This window comes from Amycolatopsis sp. ATCC 39116, assembly GCF_000231075.2.
GTDB classification, from domain to species: Bacteria; Actinomycetota; Actinomycetes; order Mycobacteriales; family Pseudonocardiaceae; genus Amycolatopsis_E; species Amycolatopsis_E tucumanensis.
In genome coordinates, this window is record NZ_AFWY03000005.1 from 111,419 (window position 1) to 136,614 (window position 25,196).

General features: G+C 72.3%; 23 protein-coding genes. 15 read left to right on the top strand and 8 right to left on the bottom strand.

The window, feature by feature from the left end; translation table 11 throughout:
• Positions 1–13 precede the first annotated feature (13 nt).
• Entirely contained in the window at positions 14–979 is a 966-nt protein-coding gene (locus tag AMY39116_RS0308155; RefSeq protein ID WP_027935751.1) for a thiamine pyrophosphate-dependent dehydrogenase E1 component subunit alpha, read from the bottom strand.
• A gap of 187 nt (positions 980–1,166) precedes the next feature.
• Here AMY39116_RS0308155 and AMY39116_RS0308160 point away from each other — a divergent pair, with 187 nt between their 5' ends.
• Positions 1,167–2,357, top strand: coding sequence for a helix-turn-helix domain-containing protein (locus tag AMY39116_RS0308160; RefSeq protein ID WP_020417200.1), 1,191 nt, complete (start codon positions 1,167–1,169; stop codon positions 2,355–2,357).
• 118 nt (positions 2,358–2,475) lie between these two features.
• On the opposite strand, the gene AMY39116_RS0308165 is transcribed toward AMY39116_RS0308160, so the two are convergent.
• The 4 genes from AMY39116_RS0308165 to AMY39116_RS0308180 form a co-directional block, all read right to left on the bottom strand.
• Complete coding sequence (locus AMY39116_RS0308165; protein ID WP_157358480.1) at positions 2,476–4,017, bottom strand: DUF11 domain-containing protein; 1,542 nt, start codon at positions 4,015–4,017, stop codon at positions 2,476–2,478.
• A gap of 127 nt (positions 4,018–4,144) precedes the next feature.
• A complete protein-coding gene (locus AMY39116_RS0308170; protein ID WP_020417202.1) occupies positions 4,145–4,627 on the bottom strand; it encodes a hypothetical protein in 483 nt (160 codons plus the stop codon).
• A complete protein-coding gene (locus AMY39116_RS0308175) occupies positions 4,624–6,948 on the bottom strand; it encodes a molybdopterin oxidoreductase family protein (protein ID WP_027935752.1) in 2,325 nt (774 codons plus the stop codon). The genes AMY39116_RS0308170 and AMY39116_RS0308175 overlap by 4 nt, the downstream gene beginning before the upstream one ends.
• Before the next feature lie 55 nt (positions 6,949–7,003).
• The gene (locus tag AMY39116_RS0308180; RefSeq protein WP_020417204.1) at positions 7,004–7,471 is read right to left on the bottom strand and encodes a MarR family winged helix-turn-helix transcriptional regulator; all 468 of its coding nucleotides are present in this window, start codon (positions 7,469–7,471) and stop codon (positions 7,004–7,006) included.
• 110 nt (positions 7,472–7,581) lie between these two features.
• Here AMY39116_RS0308180 and AMY39116_RS0308185 point away from each other — a divergent pair, with 110 nt between their 5' ends.
• The 12 genes from AMY39116_RS0308185 (at position 7,582) to AMY39116_RS0308240 (ending at position 20,464) form a co-directional block, all read left to right on the top strand.
• Complete coding sequence (locus AMY39116_RS0308185) at positions 7,582–8,649, top strand: 2,3-butanediol dehydrogenase (protein WP_020417205.1); 1,068 nt, start codon at positions 7,582–7,584, stop codon at positions 8,647–8,649.
• A gap of 79 nt (positions 8,650–8,728) precedes the next feature.
• On the top strand, positions 8,729–10,246 hold the full coding sequence (locus AMY39116_RS0308190) for an MDR family MFS transporter (RefSeq protein WP_020417206.1): 1,518 nt from the start codon (positions 8,729–8,731) through the stop codon (positions 10,244–10,246).
• A 272-nt stretch (positions 10,247–10,518) separates the two neighbouring features.
• The gene (locus AMY39116_RS42435; protein ID WP_084506028.1) at positions 10,519–10,812 is read left to right on the top strand and encodes an MSMEG_0570 family nitrogen starvation response protein; all 294 of its coding nucleotides are present in this window, start codon (positions 10,519–10,521) and stop codon (positions 10,810–10,812) included.
• Positions 10,809–12,122 (top strand): MSMEG_0569 family flavin-dependent oxidoreductase, encoded by a 1,314-nt coding sequence (locus AMY39116_RS0308200; RefSeq protein ID WP_020417208.1) that lies wholly within the window; start codon positions 10,809–10,811, stop codon positions 12,120–12,122. The genes AMY39116_RS42435 and AMY39116_RS0308200 overlap by 4 nt, the downstream gene beginning before the upstream one ends.
• Entirely contained in the window at positions 12,122–12,940 is an 819-nt protein-coding gene (locus AMY39116_RS0308205) for an amidohydrolase family protein (protein ID WP_020417209.1), read from the top strand. Before AMY39116_RS0308200 ends, AMY39116_RS0308205 begins: the two co-directional genes overlap by 1 nt.
• A gap of 42 nt (positions 12,941–12,982) precedes the next feature.
• Positions 12,983–13,495: an MSMEG_0572/Sll0783 family nitrogen starvation response protein gene (locus tag AMY39116_RS0308210; protein WP_017982569.1), complete on the top strand. Its 513-nt coding sequence runs from the start codon at positions 12,983–12,985 to the stop codon at positions 13,493–13,495.
• 31 nt (positions 13,496–13,526) lie between these two features.
• A complete protein-coding gene (locus AMY39116_RS0308215) occupies positions 13,527–14,588 on the top strand; it encodes an MSMEG_0568 family radical SAM protein (RefSeq protein ID WP_235716081.1) in 1,062 nt (353 codons plus the stop codon).
• 4 nt (positions 14,589–14,592) lie between these two features.
• Entirely contained in the window at positions 14,593–15,960 is a 1,368-nt protein-coding gene (locus tag AMY39116_RS0308220) for an MSMEG_0567/sll0787 family protein (protein ID WP_020417211.1), read from the top strand.
• Positions 15,957–16,817, top strand: a complete 861-nt coding sequence (locus AMY39116_RS0308225; RefSeq protein ID WP_020417212.1) for a carbon-nitrogen hydrolase family protein — start codon at positions 15,957–15,959, stop codon at positions 16,815–16,817. The genes AMY39116_RS0308220 and AMY39116_RS0308225 overlap by 4 nt, the downstream gene beginning before the upstream one ends.
• A gap of 4 nt (positions 16,818–16,821) precedes the next feature.
• Positions 16,822–17,655, top strand: a complete 834-nt coding sequence (locus AMY39116_RS0308230; RefSeq protein WP_020417213.1) for a carbon-nitrogen hydrolase family protein — start codon at positions 16,822–16,824, stop codon at positions 17,653–17,655.
• Positions 17,652–18,713 carry an MSMEG_0565 family glycosyltransferase gene (locus AMY39116_RS0308235; protein WP_020417214.1) on the top strand — a complete coding sequence of 354 codons (1,062 nt, stop codon included), beginning with the start codon at positions 17,652–17,654 and terminating at the stop codon, positions 18,711–18,713. The genes AMY39116_RS0308230 and AMY39116_RS0308235 overlap by 4 nt, the downstream gene beginning before the upstream one ends.
• A gap of 41 nt (positions 18,714–18,754) precedes the next feature.
• Complete coding sequence (locus AMY39116_RS0308240) at positions 18,755–20,464, top strand: FAD-dependent oxidoreductase (protein WP_020417215.1); 1,710 nt, start codon at positions 18,755–18,757, stop codon at positions 20,462–20,464.
• Here AMY39116_RS0308240 and AMY39116_RS47380 read toward each other — a convergent pair.
• Positions 20,461–20,661: a hypothetical protein gene (locus AMY39116_RS47380; protein WP_235716082.1), complete on the bottom strand. Its 201-nt coding sequence runs from the start codon at positions 20,659–20,661 to the stop codon at positions 20,461–20,463. The genes AMY39116_RS0308240 and AMY39116_RS47380 overlap by 4 nt on opposite strands.
• A complete protein-coding gene (locus AMY39116_RS42440; protein WP_235716083.1) occupies positions 20,658–21,302 on the bottom strand; it encodes a LysR family transcriptional regulator in 645 nt (214 codons plus the stop codon). The genes AMY39116_RS47380 and AMY39116_RS42440 overlap by 4 nt, the downstream gene beginning before the upstream one ends.
• 70 nt (positions 21,303–21,372) lie before the next feature.
• On the opposite strand from AMY39116_RS42440, the gene AMY39116_RS0308250 reads away from it, so the two are divergent.
• Positions 21,373–21,690 (top strand): hypothetical protein, encoded by a 318-nt coding sequence (locus tag AMY39116_RS0308250; RefSeq protein WP_020417216.1) that lies wholly within the window; start codon positions 21,373–21,375, stop codon positions 21,688–21,690.
• A gap of 385 nt (positions 21,691–22,075) precedes the next feature.
• Here AMY39116_RS0308250 and AMY39116_RS0308255 read toward each other — a convergent pair whose 3' ends face one another.
• The gene (locus tag AMY39116_RS0308255) at positions 22,076–22,738 is read right to left on the bottom strand and encodes an IclR family transcriptional regulator (RefSeq protein ID WP_020417217.1); all 663 of its coding nucleotides are present in this window, start codon (positions 22,736–22,738) and stop codon (positions 22,076–22,078) included.
• Between the two features lie 135 nt (positions 22,739–22,873).
• On the opposite strand from AMY39116_RS0308255, the gene AMY39116_RS0308260 reads away from it, so the two are divergent.
• Complete coding sequence (locus AMY39116_RS0308260; protein ID WP_020417218.1) at positions 22,874–25,186, top strand: cytochrome P450/oxidoreductase; 2,313 nt, start codon at positions 22,874–22,876, stop codon at positions 25,184–25,186.
• Positions 25,187–25,196: the final 10 nt, after the last annotated feature.

Below are 25,196 nucleotides of genomic sequence, written 5' to 3' on the forward strand. Positions count from 1 at the left end.
GGATTTCCCTTTCTCAGTACGAGACGTAGACGTCGGTCAGCAGGTTCTCCGCGGGCGGGTACGCGGCCGCGCGGGCCTTCGCCACGGCCGCGTCGACCCGGGCGCGGGACTCCTCGTCGATCGCGTCGAACTCGGCCGCCTTCACCTTCCTGGCGTCCACCCGGCTGCGGAAGATCCGCAGCGGGTCCTGCGTGGCGCGCAGTTCCGCGACCTGCTCGGGCGTCCGGTACAGCTGCGCGTCCCCCTCGAAGTGGCCGAACCACCGGTGCGCCTGCGCCTCGATGGTCGTCGGGCCGCCACCAGCGCGCGCCCGTTCGACGGCCTCCCGCGCCGCGTCGTGCACGGCGAAGAAGTCCGTGCCGTCCACGGTGACCGCGGGCATGCCGAAAGACGCCGCGCGCGCGGCGATGTCGGGAGCGCCCACCGCGTAGTCGGTGCCGGTGGCCTCGCCGTACCCGTTGTTCTCGATGACGAAGACGATCGGGAGCTTCAGGACGACGGCCATGTTCATGGCCTCGAACACGGTGCCCTGGTTGGAACCGCCGTCACCGGTGAACGAGGCGGCCACCCCGCCGTTGCCGAGCGTCTTGGCGCTGAGCGCGGCTCCGATCGCGAGCGAGGGCGCGCCGCCGACGATCGCGTTGGCGCCCAGCATGCCGACCGAGAGGTCGGCGATGTGCATCGATCCGCCCTTGCCGTGGCACAGTCCGGCGTCCTTGCCGAAGATCTCCGCCATCATGCCGTCGATGTCGCAGCCCTTCGCGATGCAGTGCCCGTGCCCGCGGTGCGTCGATCCGATGTAGTCGGTCGCGGCGAGGTTCTCGCAGACGCCGACCGCGATGGCCTCCTGACCGGAGTAGAGGTGGATGAACCCCGGGATGTCGCCCGTGGCGTTCTCCTCGTGGAGGCGGTCTTCGAACGCGCGGATCTCGGACATCCTCCGATAGGCACGCAACAGTGCCTGCCTGTTCAGGGACATGGCGCTCCTCAGCTGGTCGGGTCGGTGTGAACGCCGACCGTAGGAGCGCCCGGAGCGGCGGGACCAGCGTTGCAGGGGGTTGCGGTGCGGGAACGGGACGTGCAACTCCCTGCAACCCTTGCCGCCCTGGCCGCCGGTGCGGTTCCCTGCCGGGAGCTGGGATCACCGACGCGACCGGCAGGGAGCCATGCGCCACCACCCGTTCACCGCCGACCCGCGGCAGTACGCGCGGAACGTGGCCCGGGCACAGGACCTCGTCCTGGCCGGGGGCCGGCCGGGCACCGCGCCCCGCCCGGTCATCTCGCAGTCCTGGCTTCGCGTCAGCCGTCAGGGTGTCGATCCGGACCGGGCCGCCGTGGATCCGGTGTCCCCCGGTGACCTGGAGGAGCGCCGCGCCGGCTGCGGCCTGACCAGGAAGGCGGTGCGGACGCTGCGGGACGGGCTGGTGCCGCTCGCCGGGGACACCGGGCACATCGTGGTGATCGTGGACGCCGACGGGCTGGTCCTGTGGCGCGAAGGGCATCCCGGCGTGGCCCGGCGGGCCGACCGGCTGGGTTTCGTGGACGGCGCCTGCTGGGCGGAGAACACCGTCGGCACCAACGCCATCGGCACCGCGCTCGTCGAGCGCCGCCCGATCCAGGTGCACTCGACCGAGCACTACGCGCGCAACCACCACGAATGGTCCTGCGCGGCCGCGCCGATCCGCGACCCCCGGGACGGCACCCTGCTCGGTGCGGTCGACATCAGCGGACCGGTCTCGACCGCGCACCCCGCGATCCTCGCCCTCGTCACCGCGCTCGCCGGCCTGGCCGAAGCGAGCCTCCGCGAAGACCACCGCTGCGCCCTCGACCGGCTCCGCGCCACGGCCGCGCCGCTGCTGCCGAAGGTCCCCGGGCCGGCGCTGGTGCTGGACCGGTCCGGCTGGGTCGCCGCCGCCAAGGGACTGCCCCCGGTCGACCGCGTCCCGCTCCCCCGCGCCCTCGACACCGACCGGCTCTGGCTGCCCGCGCTGGGACACTGCGCCGTCGAACTCCTGCCCGACGGCGTCCTCGTCCGGCCGGTGGACGACGAGCGGCCCGCCGTCACCCGCGTCGTGCTCGACCCGCGCCCCGGCGGTCGTCCCAGCCTCGTCGTGGAGGGTGAGACGGGCAGCTGGACGCACCGGCTGTCCCCGCGCCACCGGGACATCCTGCTCGAACTGGCCCGCCACCGTGCCGGGCTCACCGCCGCCGAACTCGCGGCCCGCCTGTTCGGCGACCCCTCCCGCACCGTCACCGTCCGCGCCGAGCTGTCCCGGCTGCGCAAACGGCTCCCCGACCTGCTCGATCACCGCCCGTACCGCTTCCGGGACGCGGTGGACGTCGTCATCCGCGACTAGCGGCTCAGCCGGCCGGCGGGGACAGCCGCTTCAGCATCGCGTCGGTCCGCTTCAGCCGGCGCAACGCGTGACGGGCGGCTCCGCAGAGGTGAGCCGCCCGCCCTGCTGATCACTCCGGTCAGGCGTTGCTGCGGCGCCGCTTGAGGGCGTAGCCGCCACCGCCGAGTGCGAGCACACCACCGGCGACGGCCAGCGACACCATCGGCACCACGTCGGTCGTGACCTCGTTGGAGGTGTCGTTGGTCGGGTCGGTGTCGATCTCGTTGGACTTGACGACCGCGGTGTTGTAGAGCGTCTTCACGCTGCCGTCGGCGATGCCGGAAACCTCGATCACCGCACTGTCACCGGCCGCCAGCTCGCCGCCGGTGCAGGTGAGGTCCAGGCCACTGACGGTGCAGCCCGGGGTGGTCGTGGTGATGTTGGTCAGGCCGGCGGGCAGCCGGTCGCTGACGGTGTAGCCGGTCGAGTTCCCGGGGCCGTGGTTGGTGACGATCAACCGGTAGGTGACGAGGTCGCCGGGCGCGGCGGTGGCCGGGCCCTCCTTGGCGAGGCTCAGGTCCGTCTTCTGCCCGGTGTTGGTCAGGGTGCAGGAGATGTCGTCACCCGGCTGCGGGGAGACCTGCACGCTGGTGCCGGTGCCCGACGGGAGCGGAGTCGTGCTGCCTGTGGTGGCGTTGGTGCAGGCCCAGGACTGGTCGTAGTTGCCGGTCGGGCCGGTCTCACCGAGCGTGTAGCCCTGGCCGGCCGCACGCGGCAGGACGGTCAGTGCGCCGGTGGTGGCGGTGTTCGACAACCCGGTGCTGGCCGTGCCCACGGTCGTGCCCTCCGGCGAGGTCACCGAGATGTCGAACGAGTCGTTCGCCTGACGCCGGTCGGTGACCTGCTTGTTCAGCGTCAGCTTCGAGGTCTGCACCGCGAACGCGACGGCCTCGATGCCCGCGCTCGACCGCAGGGTCTGGGAGAAGGTGGTCGCGCCGACGGAGTTGACCACGAGCGTGCCCCAGGTCGTGTTGGGCCCCCCGGTGCCCGTGCAGGTCACGGTGTTGGTGCCGAAACCGGTGGCGGTGCTCGCCTGGCAGCCCTGCGTTCCGGAAACCGAGGCCACCTGGTTGATCGGCTGGTTCGAGGTCCAGGTGATGCTTTCGGCCCCGGTGTTCTCGGCGTCGGCGCCCACCAGCGCGTAACCACTCACGCGTGCGCCGCCGGAGTCCGTGACCACGATGTCCCGCAGGGTCAGCGTGTTGGCGCCGCTGACCCTGGTGTACAGCGCGGGCTTGCCCGGGATGTTCTTGTAGACCCTGTTGCCCATGGCCGACGCCGTTCCGTTGGTCGGCACGGCGAAGGCGGCCACGGGCACCGCCGGGCCGCCCGCGGGCCGGTTCACGATGTTGAACGTCATCGTGTAGCCGCCGGGCAGGGTGACTTTCATGTTCTGGCCCGCGGCGGAGCTGGCCTGGGTGTTGTTGTAGGCGCTCATGTCGAGCCAGCACAGGGTGGAGGCACTGGGCCCGCCGGTGCCGTAACCACAGCCGACCGGCGCGTCCGCGGCCGAAGCCGGTGACGCGCCACCGACCATGGTCAGTGCCGCCAGCCCAGCGGCCGACAACACACCGCCGACCCGGGCGACGGCGCGCCTCAACGTGTTTGATTCCTGCGACATCCGTTTCTCCATCAGTCGTTGTCACCGGTCGGTGACCACTGATGGACCGGGATCAACGGCAAGATCTGACGTGGGCTAATCAGCCCGGGGGACCCCCGCGCCGGCAATAGCCGGCTGGCTCTGCGGCTCAGCCGGCCAGCACCTGCGGGGACAGCTGCTTGAGCATCGCGTCGGTCCACTTCAGCTGGCGCAACGCGTGCGGGTGGCAGCGGCTCGCCAGGGCCAGCAGGTCGTCGTCCTTGACGGCCTGCGCTCCTTGCGCCAGCAGTTCCCAGTCCAGCGACACCCCGGCGCACGCGCGGTGCAGCCGGCGCAGGTCGGCCAGCAACGGCACCCCCGGCTCGGGCCGGGTGCTCAGCAACTCGCTCACCGCGGTGCGCACCGGCGCCAGCGGGCCCGACCGCTCGGCGACCTCGGCGTCCAGGTCCAGGCCGTAGGAGCGGCCGGCGTCGGCCAGCGCGCGGACGTGGTCGCGGGACCAGCGCGCCAGGTCGCGGGTGACGTGGTGGATCTCGGGTTCGGCGTGGTGCCGGTCGGACACCTTGAGCAGGTCGCGCACCAGCGCCTTCTCGGCGCGGTGCAGTTCCCGCAGGGCGAGGTCGATCTTCATCGGGTCCCCTCCGCGCGGCGGATCGCGGCGGCCGCGGTCTTGAACAGCGGCTGCTTGGACACCGGGTCCCAGTCGGTGATCGTGAGCTCGTTCGCGGCCCGGTGCCGCCCGGACGGGTCGTCGGCGTCCCAGTAGCCGTAGTGGAACGGCAGGAACAGCACCCCGTCCCGGATGCCGCTGACGCGCACCCGGGCGCGGACCGCGCCGCGTGGCGTGGTGATCTCGGCGAGATCCCCTTCGGACAGATCGTGCGCCTTCGCGTCCTGTTCGGACATCTCCACCCACACCTCGGGAGCCGCGTCCCGCAGCTCCGGCACGCGGCCGGTCTTGGTGCGGGTGTGGAACTGGTAGATCGTGCGCCCGGTGATCAACGCGAACGGGTGCTCGGCGGACGGCATCTCGTGCGGCGGCACGTACTCCGCCGCCTTGAGCATGGCCTTGCCGTCCGGGTTGAACGCGCGGTACTCGCTCTCTTCGGCGGGCGCGCCGGTGATCAGGTCCCGCCCGTATTCCTCGCAGTAGCCGGGCTGGGCGAAGAACTTCCCGTCGGCGTAGAGCCGTTCGGTGCCGTCGGGATGCTCGGCGTCGCAGGGCCACTGGATGGCGCGCTCACGCAGCTTGCCGTAGCTGAGCCCGGTGTAGTCGCAGGGCCGTCCGGCGCTGGCCCGCTGCCACGCCTCGAACGCCGACTCCGCGTCGTGCCAGGGCGGGAACGGCTGCCCGTCGCGGTCGCGGAAGTCCATGCGGCGCGCGTAGTCGAGGAAGATGTCCAGGTCCGGCCGCGCCTGCCCGGGCGGGTCGACGGCCTTCTCCGACAGGTGCACGGTGCGGTCGGCATTCGTGAACACGCCCGTCTTCTCGCCCCACATCGCCGCGGGCAGCACCACGTCGGCCAGCTCGGCGGTCTCGGTGCGGAACGCGTCCTGAACCACGAGGAACAACCGGTCCTGCGACAGGATGGACCGGATGCGCGCGAGGTCGGGCAGCGACACCGCGGGGTTGGTGGCCGACACCCACAGCAGGCGCAGGCTGCCGTTCTCGGCGTAGCGGAAGATCTGCATCGCGTGCGTCGGCGGGGCGTAGTGCGGGATCTGCCGCACCTCGAGGTTCCACAGGTCCGCCAGTTCCGCGACGTGCGCGTCGTTGGCCCAGTTGCGGAACCCGGTGAGGTCGCCGTCCGCGCCGCATTCCCGGGTGTTCTCGGCCGTGGGCTGCCCGTTCATCTGCAGGACCCCGCACCCCGGACGGCCGAGCATGCCGCGGGCCAGGTTGACGTTGTTCACCTGCACGGCCGCGGCGGTGGCTTGGTGGGACTGGTAGAAGCCCTGCAGCACGGTGGACAGCAGCCGCTGCGCGCCGCCCAGCAGAGCCGCGGCCTCGCGGATGCGCGCGGCGGGGACGCGGCAGATCTCGGCCGCGCGTTCGGGCGGGTAGTCCGCGACGAGCGCGGCGAGCTGGTCGAAGCCCACGGTGCACCGGTCCACGTAGTCGTGGTCGACCGAGTCGCGGGCGATGATCTCGTGCAGCAGCGCGTTCATCAGGGCCAGGTTCGTGCCCGGCAGGGGCGCCAGGTGCACGGTGGCCGCGCGGGCGACCGGCGTGTCCCGCGGGTCGACGCACAACAGCGACGGCGGGTTCGGGCCGGCGAGCCGGTCGAGCATGCGGCTCCACAGCACGCTCTGCGTCTCGGCGACGTTGTGGCCGTAGAGGGCGATGACGTCGGCGTGGTCGACGTCGGTGTAGGAGCCGGGCTGGCCGTCGCAGCCGAAGGTCTCCTTGAGCGCGGCGGCCGCGGTCGCGGTGCACAGGCGGGTGTTGCCGTCGACGTGGTTGGTGCCGATCGCCCCGTGCGCGATCGCGGCGAGCGTGTAGTACTCCTCGCAGAACAGCTGGCCGCTGGTGTAGAAGCCGATCGAGCTGGGGCCGCGCTCGTCCAGCAGGGCCCGGCTGCGGTCGGCGACCAGTGCCATCGCCTCGTCCCAGCTCGCCTCGACGAGCCGGCCGTCGCGGCGGACCAGCGGCGTGGTGAGCCGGTCCGGCGAGGCGTTGGCCTGCCAGCCGTAGAGGTCCTTCGGGTCGACGCGGCCGTGGTTGACCCGGTCCCCGGCGCGGCCGCGGACGCCGACGAGACGGCCGTCCTTGACGGCCAGGTCGAGGCCGTCGCCGTTGGAGTGCAGGACCGCCGCCGTCGGGACCCAGCGGTCGACGTCGTCCTCGGTCAGGCCCTCGGCGAGCTGGGAGTCGACCCGCACGGGCCAGGGCTGCCCGGGTCCGTAGGGCGTGCGGGCGCCCCACGGATCGGCGATCGCGTCTCGTCGCACCGGACCCGGTTACCCGCTCCCGCGACGGGGAAACCACTACGGTTGCGCGGCGCAATCAACGGGCGGTGTCGGCGCCGGGGTGGAGGACGGCCTCGGCGGCGTCGGCGAAGGCGCCGAACACGAGCGTCAATGACTCGCGCGCCCGGGGTTCCATCCGGTCGAGCACCTCGGCGAGGACCGACCTGCGGTCGTGGTCGACGCGGTCGACCAGCCGGCGCCCGCGTGCCGTCGGCGCCAGCAGGGTTTCCCGCTTGTTCAGCGGGTTCGAGGCGCGTTGCAGCAGCTTCGCCGCCTCCAGGCGGTCACAGGCGCGCGTCACCGACGACGGGTTCATGCCCAGCTCGGCGGCCACCCGCCGCATCGTGACCGGGGTGCGCTCGGCGACCACGCGCAGCGCCCGGAACTGGGTCAGGGTCAGCCCCGCGGTCCCCCGCTCTACCGTAGCGTCGGCGATGCCGACCATCGACCGCAGCACCGCGAGGGCGGCCTCCGTCTCCGTCTGCACCGCGTTCGGTTGCGTCACGCAACCACCGTACGGGAGGTTTTCCCGCCGGGTGCAACTCGTTGCAACCCTGGCCGCGCCGTCGCTGCCACGTCACCCTCGACGGCACGGTTCGGCGACGAGGAGGTCCCATGAAAGCCGCACGGTTCCACGGTCCCGGCGACATCCGGATCGACGAGGTGGACGACCCGCGAGTGGGGCCGGGGCAGGTGGAGGTCTCGGTCGACTGGTGCGGCATCTGCGGCACCGACCTGCACGAGTACCTGGAAGGCCCGATCTTCATCCCGCCGGCCGGATCGCCGCACCCGCTCACCGGGGTCGCGCTGCCCGTGGTGATGGGCCACGAGTTCGCGGGGGTGGTGTCCGCGGTCGGGCCGGGCGTCACCGGCATCGCCGAAGGTGACCGCGTCGCCGTCGAGCCGTATCACGTGTGCGGCAAGTGCGCCGCCTGCCAGGCGGGGCGCTACAACATCTGCCGCAACCTCGGCTTCATCGGCCTGTCCGGCAACGAGGGCGGCTTCGCCGAGCGGTGTGTGGTCGACCAGCGCTGGATCCACCAGCTCGGCGACCTGCCCACCGACATCGGCGCCCTGGTCGAACCGCTGGCCGTGGGCTACCACGCGGTGCGGCTGTCCGGGATCCCCGAAGGCGGCACCGCGGCGGTGTACGGCGCGGGCCCGATCGGTCTCGTCACCGCCGCCGCGCTCAAGGCCCGCGGCGCCGGGCAGGTGATCGTGGTGGAACCGGCCGCCGCCCGCAAGGCGAAGGCCGGGCCCGCCGGCGCGGACGTCATCATCGACCCCACGTCCGACGACGCGACCGAGGCGATCCGGGACCTGACCGACGGCGCGGGCGCCGACGTGGCGTTCGAATGCGCCGGCATCGACGCGGTCCTGGCCTCGGCCATCTCGTCGGTGCGCCCCGGCGGGACCGTGGTCAACGTCGCGATCTGGGGCCACGTGCCGCGGGTGGCGGTCAACGACCTGGTGATGAGCGAGATCAACCTGGTCGGCTCGCTGGCCTACTGCGGCGACCACGCCGGCACCATCGCGCTGCTGCGTGAGGGCAAGGTCGACGCGTCGCAGTTCATCACCGGCCGGATCGCCCTTGACGACCTCGACGGCGGGTTCCGGGAGCTGATCGACAACAAGGAGGACAACGTCAAGATCCTCGTCTCACCCCGGGAGCAGCTCGCCTGACGTGGCGGGCGGAAACCGCTTCGCCTGTGGGCGGGTGCGGGCGTAGCTTGGAGCTTCGTCGCAGCCTGCGGGAGCCGTCATGGATCGCTCCACCACCGCGCGTGCGGAGAAGCTCGACCGCGAGGTCGTCGTCACCGGGCTCGTCGTCGTGTGCGGGTTCATCATGGTCGTGTTCGACACGACGATCGTCAACGTCGCGCTGGAGACCGTGAGCCGCCAGCTCGGCGGGAACCTGTCCACGGCCCAGTGGATCGTCACCGGGTACCTGCTGGCGGTGGGCCTGGTCATCCCGCTCACCGGGTGGGCCGTGGACCGGTTCGGGACCAAACCGGTGTGGATCGTGTCGGTGGTGTTGTTCGCGGCGGGGTCGGCGCTGTGCGCGAGCGCGTGGTCGATCGAGAGCCTGATCGCGTTCCGCATCGTAGAGGGCCTCGGCGGCGGGATGCTCCTGCCGAGCGGGCAGACGATCATCACCCGCGCCGCCGGGCCGGCGCGGCTGGGGCGCGCGATGGCGATCCTCGGGGTGCCGATGCTGCTCGGGCCCGTCTTCGGCCCGGTGCTCGGCGGTCTGCTGGTCGAGTACGCCAGCTGGCACTGGATCTTCCTGGTCAACGTGCCGGTGGCGGCGTGCGCGGTCGCGCTGGCGGTGTGGAAGCTGCCCGGCGGCGGCGAGGCCGAGCACCCCGGCCGGATCGACGTGCGTGGGCTCGTCCTGCTGTCCGGGAGCCTCGTCGTGCTGCTCTACGGCCTGTCGCGGGCCAGCTCGCAGGGCGGTTTCGGGCAGTGGAGCGTGCTCGCCTGGCTCCTCGCCGGTGGCGCCGGCCTCGCGTTGTACGTGTGGCACAGCCTTGCCCGGGGACCGGCCTCGCTGATCGACGTGCGGCTGTTCACCGACCGATATTTCACCGCTGGCACGGTGACGATCTTCCTCGTGGCGGTCGCGCTGTTCGGCGGGCTGCTCCTGCTGCCGCTGTACTACCAGACCGCGCGAGGCGAAGGCGCCCTGGCCGCGGGCCTGCTGATAGCGCCGCAAGGACTCGGCGCGATGGTGGCGATGCCGCTCGCCGGACGGCTGACCGACCGGATCGGGGCGGGCTACGTCGTGCCGGTGGGCATCGTGCTCGCGCTGCTAGGCACCGCGCCGCTGGGCCTGCTCGGAACCGGCACGTCGTACGGGTGGCTGAGCGCGGTGCTGTTCGTGCGCGGCCTGGGGCTGGGGTCGATGATGATGCCGACGTTCGCCGCCGCGTACGCGCAGCTCGACAGGCGCGCCGTGTCCCGCGCCGCGCCCACGCTGTCGGCGATCCAGCAGATCGGGGCTTCGCTGGGCAGCGCGCTGCTGGTGACCGCGCTGACCCAGCACCTCACCGGCGAACTCGCCGCGCGCGGCATCCCCGCGGTCGGCGCCGGGGCGAACCAGATCACCTCGATGCCACCCACCGCGAGGGCGACGATGGCCCCCATCCTGGCCGAGTCGTTCGGTTTCGCGTTCTGGGTGGCGTTCGGCATGACAGCGGTGCTGATCGTCCCGGCGCTCCTACTCCCCCGCCACCCCGGGCGAAGCATGGGCGCGGGCACGATGACCCCCGGAGCCTGAACCGCCATCGGTTCGCCGCTGTCCACGACGCTCACCATCGGTTCGGCCCAGCGCGGTCCGTGACAGCGAGTCCCCCCGCCCCCAGGCAGCCAGCCGATCCGGCGAGGCACCGCTCCCAGGCGTACTCGCTCCTACTCCCCCGCCACCCCGGGCGAAGCTGAACCACCACCGCGAAACCCGTTGGCAACAAAGGTCTCGTTCCGAAACGAGCCGGTGTTCCGGATGCAACGCCCCCGACATCGCAGGCCGGTGAACTACTCCCATCGCCGCAGATGGGGAGGAAACCCGTGCCGGAGATTGTCTTTCGCGTTCGTTGGCCGGACGCCTCCGTTCAGCAATGTTACTCGCCCTCCACGGTCGTGGAGGAGTTCTTCGTTCCCGGGGACAGCTACCCGGTCGCCGAGTTCGTCGATCGCAGCCGCACGGCGCTGACCCAGGCCTCGGAGCGCGTGCGCCGCATCTACGGGTTCGGCTGCGCGCAAGCCGCGGCCCAGCTGGCCGACATCGAGGCCCGCGCGAAGTCGTTCGAGGACGGCCGGGTCGTCGTCGAGGGGTTCGAGCGATGAACGGCCACCACACCGTGGTCGTGGTCGGCGGCGGCCAGGCCGGGCTGTCGATGAGCCACTGCCTGTCCGCCCGCGGCATCGACCACGTCGTGCTGGAACGCGACACCGCGGGCCACGAGTGGGCCGACCGACGCTGGGACTCCTTCTGCCTGGTCACCCCCAACTGGCAGTGCCGCCTGCCCGGGTTCCCCTACCCCGGCGACGATCCCGACGGGTTCATGGTGCGCGACGAGATCGTCGCCTACCTGCGCGCCTACCGGGACGCCTTCGACTTCCCGCTCATCGAAGGGGTCGAGGCGACCCGGCTGCGCCGCACCGCCCACGGGTTCCAGGTCTCCACATCAGAGGGTGACCTCACCGCCGACCACGTCGTGCTCGCCACCGGCCCCTACCAGGTGCCGCTGATCCCGCGGATGGCCGAACGGCTGCCCGGCGACCTGGTGCAGGTCCACTCCGCGGACTACCGCAATCCCGGCCAACTCCCGCCGGGTGAGGTGCTCGTCGTCGGCACCGGCCAGTCCGGCTGCCAGATCGCCGAAGACCTGCACCTGGCCGGCCGCCGCGTGCACCTGGCCGTGGGCAGCGCGCCGCGCGTCGCCCGCCGCTACCGGGGCCGCGACGTCGTCGCCTGGCTGGACGACATGGGCTACTACCGCCGCGGCATCGACGAGTTCGCCGACGCCGACGCCGTCCGGTTCCGCGCCAACCACTACGTCACCGGCCGCGACGGCGGGCGCGACATCGACCTGCGCGCCTTCGCCCGCGACGGCATGCAACTCTACGGCCGGCTCACCGGCATCGACGGCGGGCGCCTGACGTTCGCCCAGGATCTCCAGAAGAACCTCGACGCCGCCGACGCCGTCTCCGAGGGCATCAAGGACTCCATCGACGCCTGGATCACCGCCCGCGGCATCGACGCGCCACACGAGGACCGCTACATCCCGGTGTGGCAACCGGACGCCGAACCGTCCGAACTGGACCTCCACACCAGCGGCATCACCTCCGTGGTGTGGAGCACCGGATTCGGCCGCGACCACCGCTGGATCGAGGTGCCGGTGTTCGACGGCCGCGGCTACCCGACCCACGAACGCGGCGTCACCAGCTGCCCCGGCCTGTACTTCATCGGCCTGCCCTGGCAGCACACCTGGGGCTCCGGCCGGTTCTGCGGCGTCGCCGACGACGCCGAGTACCTGGCCGCGCACATCGCCTCCACGCACCGCCGCACCGACGGGCTGCACTGGATCGCGGGCACCCCGGACAGCACCTACCCGGCCGACGAGTACTGGACCGCACCCCGGACGGTGGCCTGATGCCGGTCAACGACGCGCACCGCCACCTCGGCGTGCTGCCCGCCTACCCGTTCTACGGCGGCCCCGCCGTCCACCCCGACCTCGGCGCCCGCGCCACCATCGACGAGCTGATCGCCGACCTCGACGCCGAAGGCACCGAACGCGCGCTGGTCATCCCCAACTACGGGGTGCCGGACCCGGAAATCGCGTTCTCCTTCAACGAACTCTGCGTCGAGGCGGCCCAGCGCGACGACCGGATCCGCGCCGGCCTGTGGGTCTCCCCGCTGGAACGCGACGCCGAACGCACCGCGAAGGCGCTGAACCTGGCCGCCGAACCCGGTGTCCGGGCGCTGAAGCTGAGCTTCCTGCTCGGCGGCCGCCCCACCGACCCGGCCTGCCGCCCCGGCCTGGACCGGATCTTCGCCACCGCGCGCGAGCACGACCTGGTCGTCCACGTGCACACCTCCCCCGGCGCGGCCTCCGACATCGACGAGGTCGGCACGCTGGTCGAGCACTACGGCGACGACGTCAAGGTGCACCTGGTGCACTTCGGCGGCGGCATGAGCGGCCACATCAAGCTCGTGGGCAGCCGGTTCTTCGACTGGATCGCGGCGGGCAAACAGGTCTACACCGACCTCTCCTGGGCGATCGGCTTCGCGCCGCGCTGGCTGGCCGCCGAGGTCGACCACCGCGGCATCGGCGGCGACCGCATCCTCTTCGCCAGCGACGAGCCCTGGGGCGACCAGGCCGGCGAATACGCCCGGCTGGCCGCGGCGGCCGGCGACGGCGAGCTCGCGGAACTGGTGTTCCGCGGCACCTTCGACAAGCTCTACGGGTGATCCGCACCCGTGGCAACCCCCGCAACAACAAGGAGAATCATCGTGTCCGAGCTGACCGAGACCGAGCAGCAGAGCCTCAACGAGATCCCGCACCCGTCGCTGCCGGAGGGCTCCAGCATCTACGGCGGCACCAAGGTGTTCCCGGACTACCAGGCCGAACCCGGCCAGTCGTACTTCACGCTCGTGCACGGAATCGCGCACGAGTCGTCGGTGAGTTTCGTGGCGATCCTGCAGGCCACCCGCGCGCTGCGCAAGGGCTTCGAATCCGCCATCTACTTCTACGGCCCCGGCTCGATGAACGCCATGGCCACCCGCGGATTCCCCACCACGGGCAACTCCGCCTTCCCCGGTGAGCACAACATCAACGACCAGCTCAAGACGTTCATCAAGGAGGGCGGCAAGGTCTACTGCTGCCGCTTCGGGCTGTCCCTGCACGGGCTGCGGGAGGAGGACCTGATCGAGGGCGTCATCCCGACACACCCGCTGGACGTGCAGGACGCGCTCATCCACTACGCCCGCAAGGGGGCGATCATCAACTCGACCTACATGTGGTGACCCCGGGCTGACGGAAGAGGAGGCAGTGCGCGTGAAGACCGACAACCTGGACGCCCGGACCGATCTCGCGGTGCACGGGGTGCGCTGGGACGCGCCCGTGCGGCGCAGCAAGGGCGCCGGCCCGAGCGACGACGGGCACCTCGTCGTCGACGGTGCGAACGCGGCGCTGCCGCTGAACCCGGACAGCCCGTACACCCTGCGCGACGGCCGTGTCTACCGGGGACGGATCGACCTCGGGCTGACCGTGGAACCGGTGTCCCGCCCGAAGTTCTACGACCTGGAGACCGCGGACGGCGTGCCGTACCGCAAGATCGCGCTGCTGCACGGGCGGGACGTGCTCGCCACGACCGTCGTGCAGACGTGCATCCGCTACGCCGAGGACCAGCGCTGCCGGTTCTGCACCATCGAGGAATCGCTCAAGGCCGGGGACACCGTCGCGGCGAAGACCCCGGCGCAGCTGGCCGAGGTCGCCGAGGCCGCGGTCCGGCTCGACGGGGTGCGGCAGATGGTGATGACCACCGGCACCACGGCGGGCCCGGACCGCGGCGCCCGGCACCTCGTCCGCTGCGTCAAGGCGGTGCTCGACGCGGTGCCGGGGCTGCCGGTGCAGGTGCAGATCGAGCCGCCGGGCGAGCTGTCGGTGATCGCCGACCTGCGCGCGGCGGGCGCGACCTCGATCGGCATCCACGTCGAGTCGCTGGACGACGAGGTCCGGCGGCGGTGGATGCCCGGCAAGGGCTCGGTGCCGCTGGCCGAGTACGAGGCCGCGTGGGACGAGGCGGTGCGGGTGTTCGGCCGCAACAAGGTCTCCACGTACCTGCTGATCGGGCTCGGCGAGGACCCGGACGAGCTGGTCGGCGGCGCGGCGCGGCTGATCGAGCGGGGCGTGTACCCGTTCGTCGTGCCGATGCGGCCGATGGCCGGCACGCTCGCGCGGCGGGACGGCGTGTCCGGGCCGCCCGCGTCGCTGGTGCGCGACGTGAGCGAGCGGGTCGCGAAGTTGTTGCTGGAGGCGGACATGCGCGGCGCGGACCAGGAAGCCGGCTGCGCGGCCTGCGGGGCGTGTGGCGTGCTGAGCGCGGCGGGAGCCTGACGTGATGCCCGACGTGCTGGCCCTGCTGGGCGATTCGGCGACCCTGGCCCGGCGTCCCGCCTTCCACATCGAACCGGCCGACGCCGTCGCGGTGCGCGCCTACCACGCCCTGCGCACCGAGGTGTTCGTGCACGAACAGGGTTTGTTCGACTCGCACGACCGGGACGAGCGGGACGACGACCCGCGCACCGTCGTCCTGGTCGCCCGTGACCGGGAGGGCACGGTCATCGGCGGTGTCCGCCTCGGCCCGGCCACCGCCGAGGACATCGGCTGGTGGCTGGGCGGGCGGCTGGTGGTGCACCCCGCGTGCCGGGGCCGCGTCGGCCCGGCACTGGTGCGAGCCGCCTGTGCGCACGCCGAGAACGCCGGGGTGCTGCGGTTCGAGGCCACGGTGCAGGCCCGCAACGAGAACCTGTTCGCCCGGCTGGGCTGGGACCGGGTGCGCCCAGTGACGGTCGCCGGGACGCCGCACGTGCTGATGCGGTACCCGATCGGCCGCATCGCCGCGCTGGCCCGGGCGACCAAGAGCGACCTCGGGCCGCTGCTGTCCGGGCTGACCGGCGTGCCCGGTTTCGTCGGCGACGACGGGGTTCCGGTGCCCGGCAGCGACGTGGTGGCGGCGTGCGACGCGATCCTGCCGTCGATGGTGGAGCGCGACCCGGACTGGGCCGGCTGGTGTTCGGTGCTGGTCAACGTCAACGACCTCGCCGCGATGGGCGCGGAACCGGTCGGGATGCTGGACGCCCTCGGCGCGCGTGACGCGTCGTTCGCCAGCCGCGTGCTCGGCGGGCTGCGCCGGGCGAGCCAGGCCTACGGCGTGCCCGTGCTCGGCGGGCACACGCAACTCGGCGTGCCCGCGTCGCTCGCCGTGACCGCATTGGGCCGCACGGAATCCCCGGTGCCCGGTGGCGGCGGACGGCCTGGCCAGCGGGTGCGGCTGACCACCGACCTCGGCGGGCGGTGGCGGCCCGGATACGCCGGACGGCAATGGGATTCCACGACCTCCCGCCGCACACCGGAACTGCGCGCCATGCTGACCGCCGTCGCCCGGGCACGGCCCGCGGCGGCGAAGGACGTGTCGATGGCCGGCATCGCCGGAACGCTCGGGATGCTCGCCGAGGCCAGCGGCTGCGGCGCCGTCCTCGACGTGACCGCCGTGCCCCGGCCCCGCGGCGCGAGCGCCGGCGACTGGCTCACCTGCTTCCCCGGCTTCGCGATGCTCACCACCGGGCCGGCAGAGCTCGACGCCGGACCGGCGGTGAGCGCCGAATGCGGTGAGCTGGTGGCCGGGCGCGGCGTCGCGCTGCGCTGGCCGGACGGAGAACAGACCCAGGCCATCGCGGCCGGGGTGACCGGATTGGGGACCTCATGAGCACCCTGCGGATGGCCGCGGTCGCGGCGCCCTTCGACCGCGACCTGGAGGGCGACTTCGACCGCATCGCCGCCCTGATCGCCACCGCCCGCGCGGACGGCGTCGGCCTGCTCGCCCTGCCCGAGGCCTGCCTCGGCGGGTACCTGGCCAACCTCGACGGCGACGCCGACGGGCCACCACCCCTGGACGTCGACGGCCCCGAAATCAAGCGGCTGGCCGCGCTCGCCGGCGACATGGTGGTGACCGCCGGCTACTGCGAACACGCCGGGGGACGGCTCTACAACAGCGTCGTCTGCGTGACCGGCGACGGCGTGCTGGGCAACCACCGCAAGGTGCACCAGCCGCTGTCGGAGGACGCCACCTACCGCGCGGGCGACGGGTTCGCCGCGTTCGACACGCCGGTCGGGCGGCTGGGCATGCTCATCTGCTACGACAAGGCGTTCCCCGAGTCTGCGCGCAGCCTCGCCCTCGACGGCGCCGAGATCGGCGTGTGCGTCTCGGCGTGGCCGGGCAGCCGCACCAACCCCGCCGCGGACCTCGCGCAGGACCGGTGGAAACGCCGCTTCGACCTGTTCGACCAGGCGCGGGCGCTGGAGAACCAGATCGTGTGGCTGTCGGCCAACCAGTCCGGCGCGTTCGGCGACCTGCGGTTCGTCGCCAGCGCGAAGGTCGTCGACCCGGGCGGCGAGATCCTGGCCGGCACTGGCGTCGCCGAGGGCATCGCGGTCGCCGAGCTCGACGTGCGGCAGGCGCTGGAGACGGCGCGCCGGTCGATGGGCCACCTGCGGGACCGGCGGCCGGCGGCCTACCCGGCGCTGGCCACCGGCGAGGAGGAACTCGCCGCGGCGCGATACTGACGCGATGGGGACCATCCGCATCGGAGCCGTGGCCGCGCACTTCGGCCGCGACCTCGACTTCGACCTGCAGCGCATCGCCACGCTCATCGAGCACGCCCGCTCCTCGGGGGTGGCGCTGCTGGTGCTGCCGGACGCCGCGCTCGGCGGGTACCTCGCCGACCTGCGGCACCCCGACCCCGGCGCGCTGCCGCCCGCGCTCGCCCCGGACGATGTGCACCTGCGCAAGATCGCCGCGCTCGCCGCGGACATGGTGGTGTGCGTCGGATACTGCGAGGCCGACGGCGAGCACCGCTACAACGCGGCCGTGTGCGTCACCGGCGACGGCGTGCTCGGCAGGCACCGCAAGGTGCACCAGCCGCCCGGCGAGGTCGCCGCCTACTCGGCAGGCACCTCCTTCGCCGCGTTCGACTCGCCGGTGGGACGGCTGGGCATGCTCATCGACTACGACAAGACGTTCCCGGAATCGGCGCGCAGCCTCGCGCTCGACGGCGCCGAGGTCCTGGCCTGCCTGTCGGCGTGGCCCACGAGCATCACCAACCGCGCGCCGCGCATGTCGCAGGACCGGCAGGCCAGGTTGTTCGACCTCTATGACCAGGCGCGCGCGGCGGAGAACCAGGTGGTGCTGGCCTCGTCCAACCAGACCGGCGCGATGGGCGGGATGCGTTTTCTGGGCCAGGCCAAGGTGGTCGGGCCGGGCGGCGACATCCTCGCCCGCACCTGGAGCAAGGCCGGCATCGCGATCGCCGAGGTCGACGTCGCCGGTGAGGTCGCCACCGCGCGGCGGGTGCTGCACCACCTGGCCGAGCGCAAACCCGACGCCTACTGGAGCCGCACGTGAGGATCGCCCTGCTCAGCTACTCGACGAAGCCGCGCGGCGGGGTCGTGCACACGCTGGCCCTGGCCGAGGCGCTGGCCGCCGAGGGCGCGGAGGTGACCGTGTGGTCGCTGGGCCGCGGCGGGGACAGCGGGTTCTTCCGCCCGGTCGACCCGGCGGTGAGCGTGCGGATCGTGCCGTTCCCGGAGGTCGAGGGCGAGGGCGTGGGGCCGCGGATCCTGCGTTCGATCGAGGTGCTGCGCGCCGCGTTCGACCCGGGCGGCTACGACATCGTGCACGCCCAGGACTGCATCAGCGCCAACGCGGTCGAGCGGGTCGTGCGCACGGTGCACCACATCGACCACTTCACCACGCCGGAACTGGCCGCCTGCCACGAACGCGCGATCCGCCGCCCGTACGCGCACGTCTGCGTGTCCGCCGCGGTGGCCGGGGAGCTGCGCGAGGGCTGGGGTGTCGAGGCGACGGTGATCCCAAACGGCGTGGACTACGAGCGGTTCGCCACCGCCGCGCCGGATCCGGCATGGTCGGACCGGTTTGTGTTGTCGGTGGGCGGGATCGAGCCGCGCAAGGGTTCGCTGGACCTGCTGGAGGCCTACGCCCTGCTGCGTGAGACTGACCCGGACGTGCGGCTGGTGATCGCGGGCGGCGAGACGCTGTTCGACTACCGCGACTACCGGACGGCGTGGGAGAAACGGGCCGCCGAGCTGGGCGTGGAGCCGGTGGTACTGGGCCCGGTCGCCCACGACGCGCTGCCGTCCCTGGTCGCGGCGGCGGACGTGTTCGCCTTCCCCTCGACCAAGGAGGGCTTCGGCCTCGCCGCGATGGAGGCGCTGGCCGCCGGGGTCCCGGTGGTCACCCGCGAACTCCCCGTGCTGCGTGAGGTGTTCGACGGCGCCGCCCGGTTCGCCTCCGGCCCCGCCGGGCTGGCCGACCAGATGCGAGCCGCGCTGGCCGACCCCGGCCGGCTGCGGGAACCCGGCCGTCAGCTGGCGGCGTCCTACGACTGGGGCGCCGCGGCGCGGGCGCACCTGGCGCTGTACCGGGGGCTGCTGGCGGAGTGAGGCCGTTTCCAGGCGGCCGACGAGCGGTTACAGTCTTCGGCATGTCCGGCGCAGTGCTCGTCGCCGTCGACGGGAATGCGGACGTACTCGGGGATGTCGAGCGGGAGCTGCGGGAGCGCTACGCCCGGCACTACCGGATCGTGTGCCTGTCCTCCCCTCGCGAGGCGCTGACTGTCCTCGAGGAATTCGCCGACGCGGGTGACGAGGTCGCGCTCGTCCTCGCCGGCCAGTGGCTGCCCGGGATGACCGGCAGCGAGCTGCTGGACCGCACCCGCCGCCTCCACCCGCACGCGAAACGCGGGCTGCTGATCGCGTGGGGCGACTGGGGCGACCGCGAAACCGGCGAGGCGATCTACACCTCGATCGCCCGCGGGCTCATCGACCACTACGTCCTGCGGCCGATGGCCACCCCGGACGAGGCGTTCCACCAGGCGATCTCGAGTTCGCTGCTGGACTGGGCCGAGTCGCGGCGGACCTCGCCCTACACCATCCACGTCATCGGGGAGAGCTGGTCCGGCCGGGCCTACGAGCTGCGCCAGACCCTCGGCCGCTGCGCGATCCCGCACTCGTTCTGCCTGGCCGACTCCGACGAGGGCCGCGCACGCCTGGCCACGGTGGGCGACGGGATCCGGCTGCCGGTCGTCCTCTTCCCCGACGGCACGGTCCTCACCGACCCGAGCAACACCGAGCTGGCGCTGGCATCGGGCTCGCCGGTGAGCCCCGAGCGGATGGAGTTCGACCTGGTCATCATCGGCGCCGGGCCGGCCGGGCTGTCCGCGGCCGTGTACGGCGCGTCGGAGGGGTTCAGCACGCTGGTCGTCGACGAGGGCGGGCTCGGCGGCCAGGCGACCTCCAGCTCGCTGATCCGCAACTACCTCGGGTTCCCCCGCGGCGTCAGCGGCCGCCGCCTCGCGCAGCAGGCCTACGACCAGGCGTGGGTCTTCGGCGCGAAGTTCGCGTTCATGCGGCAGGCGCTCGGCCTGGAGCGCGCGGACGGCGAGGTGGTCGTCACCCTGTCCGGCGACGCCCGTGTGCGGACCCGCGCGGTCCTCCTGGCCACCGGCGCGAGCTACCACCAGCTCGGGTTGCCGGCGCTGGAAGCCCTCAGCGGCGCCGGGGTCTTCTACGGCCCGCCGTCGTCCGAAGCGCCCGCCATGACCGGCCGCGACGTGTACGTGCTCGGTGGCGGCAACTCGGCCGGCCAGGCCGCGCTGTACCTCGCCCGCTACGCCCGCAGCGTCACGCTCGTGGTCCGCGCCTCGTCGCTGGACGCCGGGATGTCGCAGTACCTGACGCGCGAGATCGCGGCGACCCCCGGGCTGGAAGTCCGCACCGGAACCGAGATCGTGGGCGGCGGCGGTGACGGGCGGCTGGACCACCTCGTGCTCCGCGACCGCGCGACCGGCGGCGAGGAGACCACCGGCGCGGACGGGCTGTTCATCATGATCGGCGCCCGGCCGCACACCCGCTGGCTGCCACCCGAGCTCGACCGGGACGACCAGGGTTTCGTCCTCACCGGATCCGACCTCCGCGACGGCACCTGGCCACTGCAGCGCAACCCGCTGCTCCTCGAAACGAGCATGCCCGGCGTCTTCGCCGCCGGCGACGTCCGGCACGGATCGGTGAAACGCGTGGCCTCGGCCGTCGGCGAAGGTTCGGTGGCGATCCAGCTACTGCACCGCCTCTTCGCGGCGAACGCCCAGCAGCCGCGCGGACGCGCGAAGGAGGCTCGCCCCGCACCGGCGAGCTAGCGCTTGCCCGTGGCGGCGAGCGCCGCCGCCACGAACGAGGCCACGAGCGGACGGCGGTCCAGCTCGGCCCAAGCCAGGACGATCTCGCTGGCGGGGGCGTCGACGACCGGGACGCACACGATTCCCGGCGGCACGGGTTCGACCAGCGAGCGCGGAAGCATCGCGATCGTGCGGCCGAGCGCGATCATCTGGATCATCTGGGGCACGTCCACCAGCTCCGGCCCCGTCCCGCCGCCGGGCACGCCTTCCACCGCGGCATCGTTTCGTGCTCGAGGTCGGCCGGCCGCACCTCCTCCCGCGCGGTCAGCCGGTGATCGGCGGGGAGGATCGCAACGCGGTCCTCGACGTGGAGCGCCTCGTACGCCAGCCCCGTGAGATCGTCGAACGGCGCGTACAGCAGTGCCAGGTCGGCCCGGTCGTCGCGCACGTAGTCCGCGCGGTCGGTGGCACCACCGAAGAGGATGTCGACCCGGCGTGCGTCGGGCAGCTGGGCGTACGCGGTGAGAATGCCCGACAGCAGGTTCGCGTCGCCGCCGGGTTTGATCACGAGCCGCAAGTGCGCGTCGGCGTCACCGGCCTGTCGCGCCTGCTGCACCGCGACGCTCATCGCGTTGAGCGCGTGGCGGCCGTGGTACAGCAGGGCCTCCCCCGCCGCCGTGAGCGAGACGCGCCTGCTCGAACGCACGAACAGCTGCACCCCCAGCCGCTCCTCGGCGCGCCGGATCGCTTTCGACAGCGCCGGCTGGGCGATCGACAGGCGCACCGCCGCGCGGCCGAAATGCAGCTCCTCCGCGACCGCGACGAAGTAGGCCAGCTCGCGCGTCTCGACCTCGATCATGCCTCCAGGTTATCGCCGGATGACGAACCGGTCTTGGACTCCGCACGGCTGTCGTTGCTTGAATCGGTTCGTGCTCAACCACAACATGATTGTCTCCTTCGACCATCCCATCCCCGACGCCGAGCTGGATCAATACCTGAAGGACATCGAAAACCTCATGCTGGGCTCCGGCCGCGTCGAGACCTTCGCGGCCCGTCCCCACATCCGCGTGCCCGCCGACGACCACAGCCCGGTCTTCGTCGCCAGCGCGATCATCCAGCTCGGAGTCGCCGACGTCGACGCGCTCAACGCGGTCTTCACCGCGCCCGGCACCGAGGAGCTCATCCAGCGCTGGCAGTCGCGGCATCCCTACCAGGTCGTCTGGACCAACCACGAGGCCCTGTCATGACGGACTTCGAGGGAAAGGCTGGACTGATCACCGGGGCCGGCAGCGGAATCGCCGCACGAGCGCGCTCGAATTCGCCCGGCGCGGGGCCGCGGTCGACGGGCCTAAGCGGCGGCAGGGAGCGATCGGACGCGGGCTGCTGCGGTGGATCCGGTGTCCGGACAGCCGGCCTTTGTGGACTGGCGCTTCCCGCGTGAGCGGGAATGGTCCCCTGTCGCCGAGACCGACGGGTGAGCCGAGCACTGGAATGGCGGCTCCTACACGCTCAGCGCGGGCGGCAGCGGCAACTGCAACACCAGAAGGGCACAACGACAACTGACCGGCTGCACCAAGCCCGAGGGCCGCGAGTGGTGTCCGCTCGCGGCCCTCGGCGCCTGACCGCCACGGCTCAGGCCGTGAGCAACTGTTCGATCCGCCGCGCGGTCGCCATCACCTCGGTGGCCGCGAGGTCGGTGTCGAGGCCATCGATCGCGACCACGCCGACGCTGCGTTCCAGCGTGCCGGCCCGGATGCCGGCGGCGAGGCCCACCGCGCCGCGTTCCAGCTGGCCGCGCGTCAGGCTGTAGCCGTCCTGGCGGGCCTGCCGCACCGCGTCCGGCTCGCCGGGTTCTTCCGGCCGGGCGGCGAGAATCGCGAGGCCGGCGGCGCCCTGCGTGAGCGGGTGCCTGCTGCCGACCCGGTAGCCGACGGTCAGCACGGTGCCCTCGGGTTCGGCGACCATCGCCACCACGCACTCGGTGCCCTCCGCCGCGGACAGGAACGCCGTCGCGGACGTGCGGTTGGCCAGTTCCTTCAGCAGCGGCAGCGCGTCCTGGTTGAAGTGCGGCTCGAACTTCGCCGCCAGCGTCGCCAGACCGGACGCCAGCCGCACCCGCCCGTCCCCCGTGCGGGACACCAGCCGATGACCTTCCAGCGTGGCGACGATGCGGTAGCAAATCGCCCGGTGCACGTCGAGTTCGCGCGCCAGGTCGGCGACCGAGATGCCCGATCGTGACTCCGCCACGACCTCCAACGCCCGCAGCCCGCGGTCGAGCGTCTGCAACGTGCTCATGCCGCCCCTCCGCTGTCGATCCCGGCCCGACTCTACCGGCGGACCTTGACGCCTCCCCGTGCCCCACTTACGCTACACCGCGGTTCGCTCACCGCAACAACATGTGCGTTATCAGTAAAACACGAGGTGAACAGCATGAGCACAGGGTCGTGCCCGGTCGATCACGCGGCGGCGGCGGCGGCCGGCTGCCCGGTCTCGCCCCGGGCGAGCGCCTTCGACCCGTTCGGCCCCGAGTACCAGGCCGACCCGCCCGCCGCGGTGCGCTGGTCCCGCGACGAAGAGCCGGTGTTCTACAGCCCGCGCCTGGGCTACTGGGTCGTCACCCGCTACGACGACGTCAAGGCCGTCTTCCGCGACAACACCACGTTCTCGCCCTCGATCGCGCTGGAGAAGATCACGCCGGTCTCCGCCGAGGCCACCGCGACGCTGGCGAAGTACGGCTACGCGATGAACCGCACGCTGGTGAACGAGGACGAGCCGGAACACATGCCCCGCAGGCGGGTCCTGATGCACCCGTTCACCCCGGAGCAGCTCGTCCACCACGAGCCGATGGTCCGGCGGCTGACGCGCGAGTACGTCGACCGGTTCGTCGACGCCGGCAAGGCCGACCTCGTCGACGAGATGTTGTGGGAGGTCCCGCTCACCGTGGCGCTGCACTTCCTCGGCGTTCCCGAGGAGGACATGGCGACCCTGCGCGAGTACTCCATCGCGCACACCGTCAACACCTGGGGCAGGCCCTCACCCGAGGAGCAGGTCGCCGTCGCCGAGAACGTCGGCAAGTTCTGGCAGTACGCCGGAACCGTGCTGGACAAACTGCGCCAGGACCCGTCCGGCCACGGCTGGATCCCTTACAGCATCCGCGCGCAGCGGGAACACCCCGACGTCATCACCGACTCCTACCTGCACTCGATCATGATGGCCGGCATCGTCGCCGCCCACGAGACCACGGCCAACGCCGCCGCCAACGCCATCAAGCTGCTGCTGGAAAACCGCGCGGTGTGGGAGGAGATCTGCGCCGACCCGGACCTGATCCCCCACGCCGTGGAGGAATGCCTGCGGCACTCGGGTTCGGTCGCGGCGTGGCGCAGGCTGGTCACCCGGGACACCACGATCGGCGGGGTGCCGATCCCGCGCGGCGCCAAGCTGCTCATCGTCAACTCCTCGGCCAACCGCGACGAACGGCACTTCGACCACCCCGACGAGGTCGACCTCCGCCGCGACAACGCCACCGACCACCTGACCTTCGGCTACGGCAGCCACCAGTGCCTCGGCAAGAACCTGGCCCGCATGGAACTGCAGATCTTCCTCGAGGAACTCACCCGGAGGCTGCCGCACCTGGAACTCGTGCCGGACCAGGAGTTCACCTACGTCCCCAACACCTCCTTCCGCGGCCCGGAACACCTGTGGGTGCAGTGGGATCCCGCCGCCAACCCGGAACGGGCCGACCCGTCGATCACCGAGCTGCGCCGCCCGGTGCGGATCGGGGAACCGTCCAAGCGCGCCGTGGCCCGGACGGTGAGCGTCGTGTCGGTCGAGCGCGCGGCCGAGGACGTCGTCGAGGTGACCGTGGCCGCCACCGACGGCAAGCCCCTGCCGAGGTGGTCACCGGGCGCGCACGTCGACCTGCAGCTCGGCGAGCTGTCCCGGCAGTACTCGCTGTGCGGCGATCCCGCGGACGCCGGCACCTACCGCATCGCCGTGCTCAAGGACCCGGACAGCCGCGGCGGTTCCCGCTACGTGCACGAAAACCTGCGCCCCGGCGCCACGCTGTCGCTGCGCGGCCCGCGCAACCACTTCCGCCTCGACCCCACCGCGCGCCACTACGTGTTCGTCGCGGGCGGGATCGGGATCACCCCGATCATCGCGATGGCCGATCACGTCAAGGCTTCCGGCGGAAGCTACGAACTGCACTACTGCGGCCGCGACACCCCCGCGATGGCCCTGCTCGACCGGTGCCGCCGCGACCACGGCGACCGGCTGCACGTCCACACCAGCACGGACGGAACGCGCCTGGACGTCTTCGCGTTGCTCGCGAATCCGGCGGAAGGCACGCAGATCTACGCCTGCGGGCCGGAACGCCTGCTCGACGCGCTGGCCAAGGCGAGCGCGCACTGGCCGGACGACGCGCTGCACGTCGAGCACTTCACCACCACGCAGCGGGTGCTCGACCCCGCCGTGGAGCACGCCTTCGACGTCGACCTCGCCGACTCCGGGCTCACGGTGCGCGTCGCCGCGGACGAGACCGTGCTCGCCGCACTGCGCGCCGCCGGCGTCGACGTGCCCAGCGACTGCGAAGAAGGCCTGTGCGGCACGTGCGAAGTGCCTGTCCTCGACGGCGAGGTCGACCACCGCGACGTGGTCCTCACCAAGGCCGAACGGGCCGCCGGCACCAGGATGATGACCTGCTGCTCGCGAGCCTGCGGCGACCGCATCACCCTCCGGCTCTGACCCTCCCCTG

Bases quoted from the DNA above. Each gene is read 5' to 3' on its own strand.
- AMY39116_RS0308200 (WP_020417208.1), top strand. From the start codon at position 10,809: ATGAACGGCCACCACACCGTGGTCGTGGTCGGCGGCGGCCAGGCCGGG.
- AMY39116_RS0308225 (WP_020417212.1), top strand. From the start codon at position 15,957: ATGAGCACCCTGCGGATGGCCGCGGTCGCGGCGCCCTTCGACCGCGAC.
- AMY39116_RS0308185 (WP_020417205.1), top strand. From the start codon at position 7,582: ATGAAAGCCGCACGGTTCCACGGTCCCGGCGACATCCGGATCGACGAG.
- AMY39116_RS0308230 (WP_020417213.1), top strand. From the start codon at position 16,822: ATGGGGACCATCCGCATCGGAGCCGTGGCCGCGCACTTCGGCCGCGAC.
- AMY39116_RS0308240 (WP_020417215.1), top strand. From the start codon at position 18,755: ATGTCCGGCGCAGTGCTCGTCGCCGTCGACGGGAATGCGGACGTACTC.
- AMY39116_RS0308155 (WP_027935751.1), bottom strand. From the start codon at position 979: ATGTCCCTGAACAGGCAGGCACTGTTGCGTGCCTATCGGAGGATGTCC.
- AMY39116_RS0308160 (WP_020417200.1), top strand. From the start codon at position 1,167: ATGCGCCACCACCCGTTCACCGCCGACCCGCGGCAGTACGCGCGGAAC.
- AMY39116_RS0308170 (WP_020417202.1), bottom strand. From the start codon at position 4,627: ATGAAGATCGACCTCGCCCTGCGGGAACTGCACCGCGCCGAGAAGGCG.
- AMY39116_RS42435 (WP_084506028.1), top strand. From the start codon at position 10,519: ATGGGGAGGAAACCCGTGCCGGAGATTGTCTTTCGCGTTCGTTGGCCG.
- AMY39116_RS0308255 (WP_020417217.1), bottom strand. From the start codon at position 22,738: ATGAGCACGTTGCAGACGCTCGACCGCGGGCTGCGGGCGTTGGAGGTC.
- AMY39116_RS0308220 (WP_020417211.1), top strand. From the start codon at position 14,593: ATGCCCGACGTGCTGGCCCTGCTGGGCGATTCGGCGACCCTGGCCCGG.
- AMY39116_RS42440 (WP_235716083.1), bottom strand. From the start codon at position 21,302: ATGATCGAGGTCGAGACGCGCGAGCTGGCCTACTTCGTCGCGGTCGCG.
- AMY39116_RS47380 (WP_235716082.1), bottom strand. From the start codon at position 20,661: ATGATCCAGATGATCGCGCTCGGCCGCACGATCGCGATGCTTCCGCGC.
- AMY39116_RS0308190 (WP_020417206.1), top strand. From the start codon at position 8,729: ATGGATCGCTCCACCACCGCGCGTGCGGAGAAGCTCGACCGCGAGGTC.
- AMY39116_RS0308165 (WP_157358480.1), bottom strand. From the start codon at position 4,017: ATGTCGCAGGAATCAAACACGTTGAGGCGCGCCGTCGCCCGGGTCGGC.
- AMY39116_RS0308260 (WP_020417218.1), top strand. From the start codon at position 22,874: ATGAGCACAGGGTCGTGCCCGGTCGATCACGCGGCGGCGGCGGCGGCC.
- AMY39116_RS0308205 (WP_020417209.1), top strand. From the start codon at position 12,122: ATGCCGGTCAACGACGCGCACCGCCACCTCGGCGTGCTGCCCGCCTAC.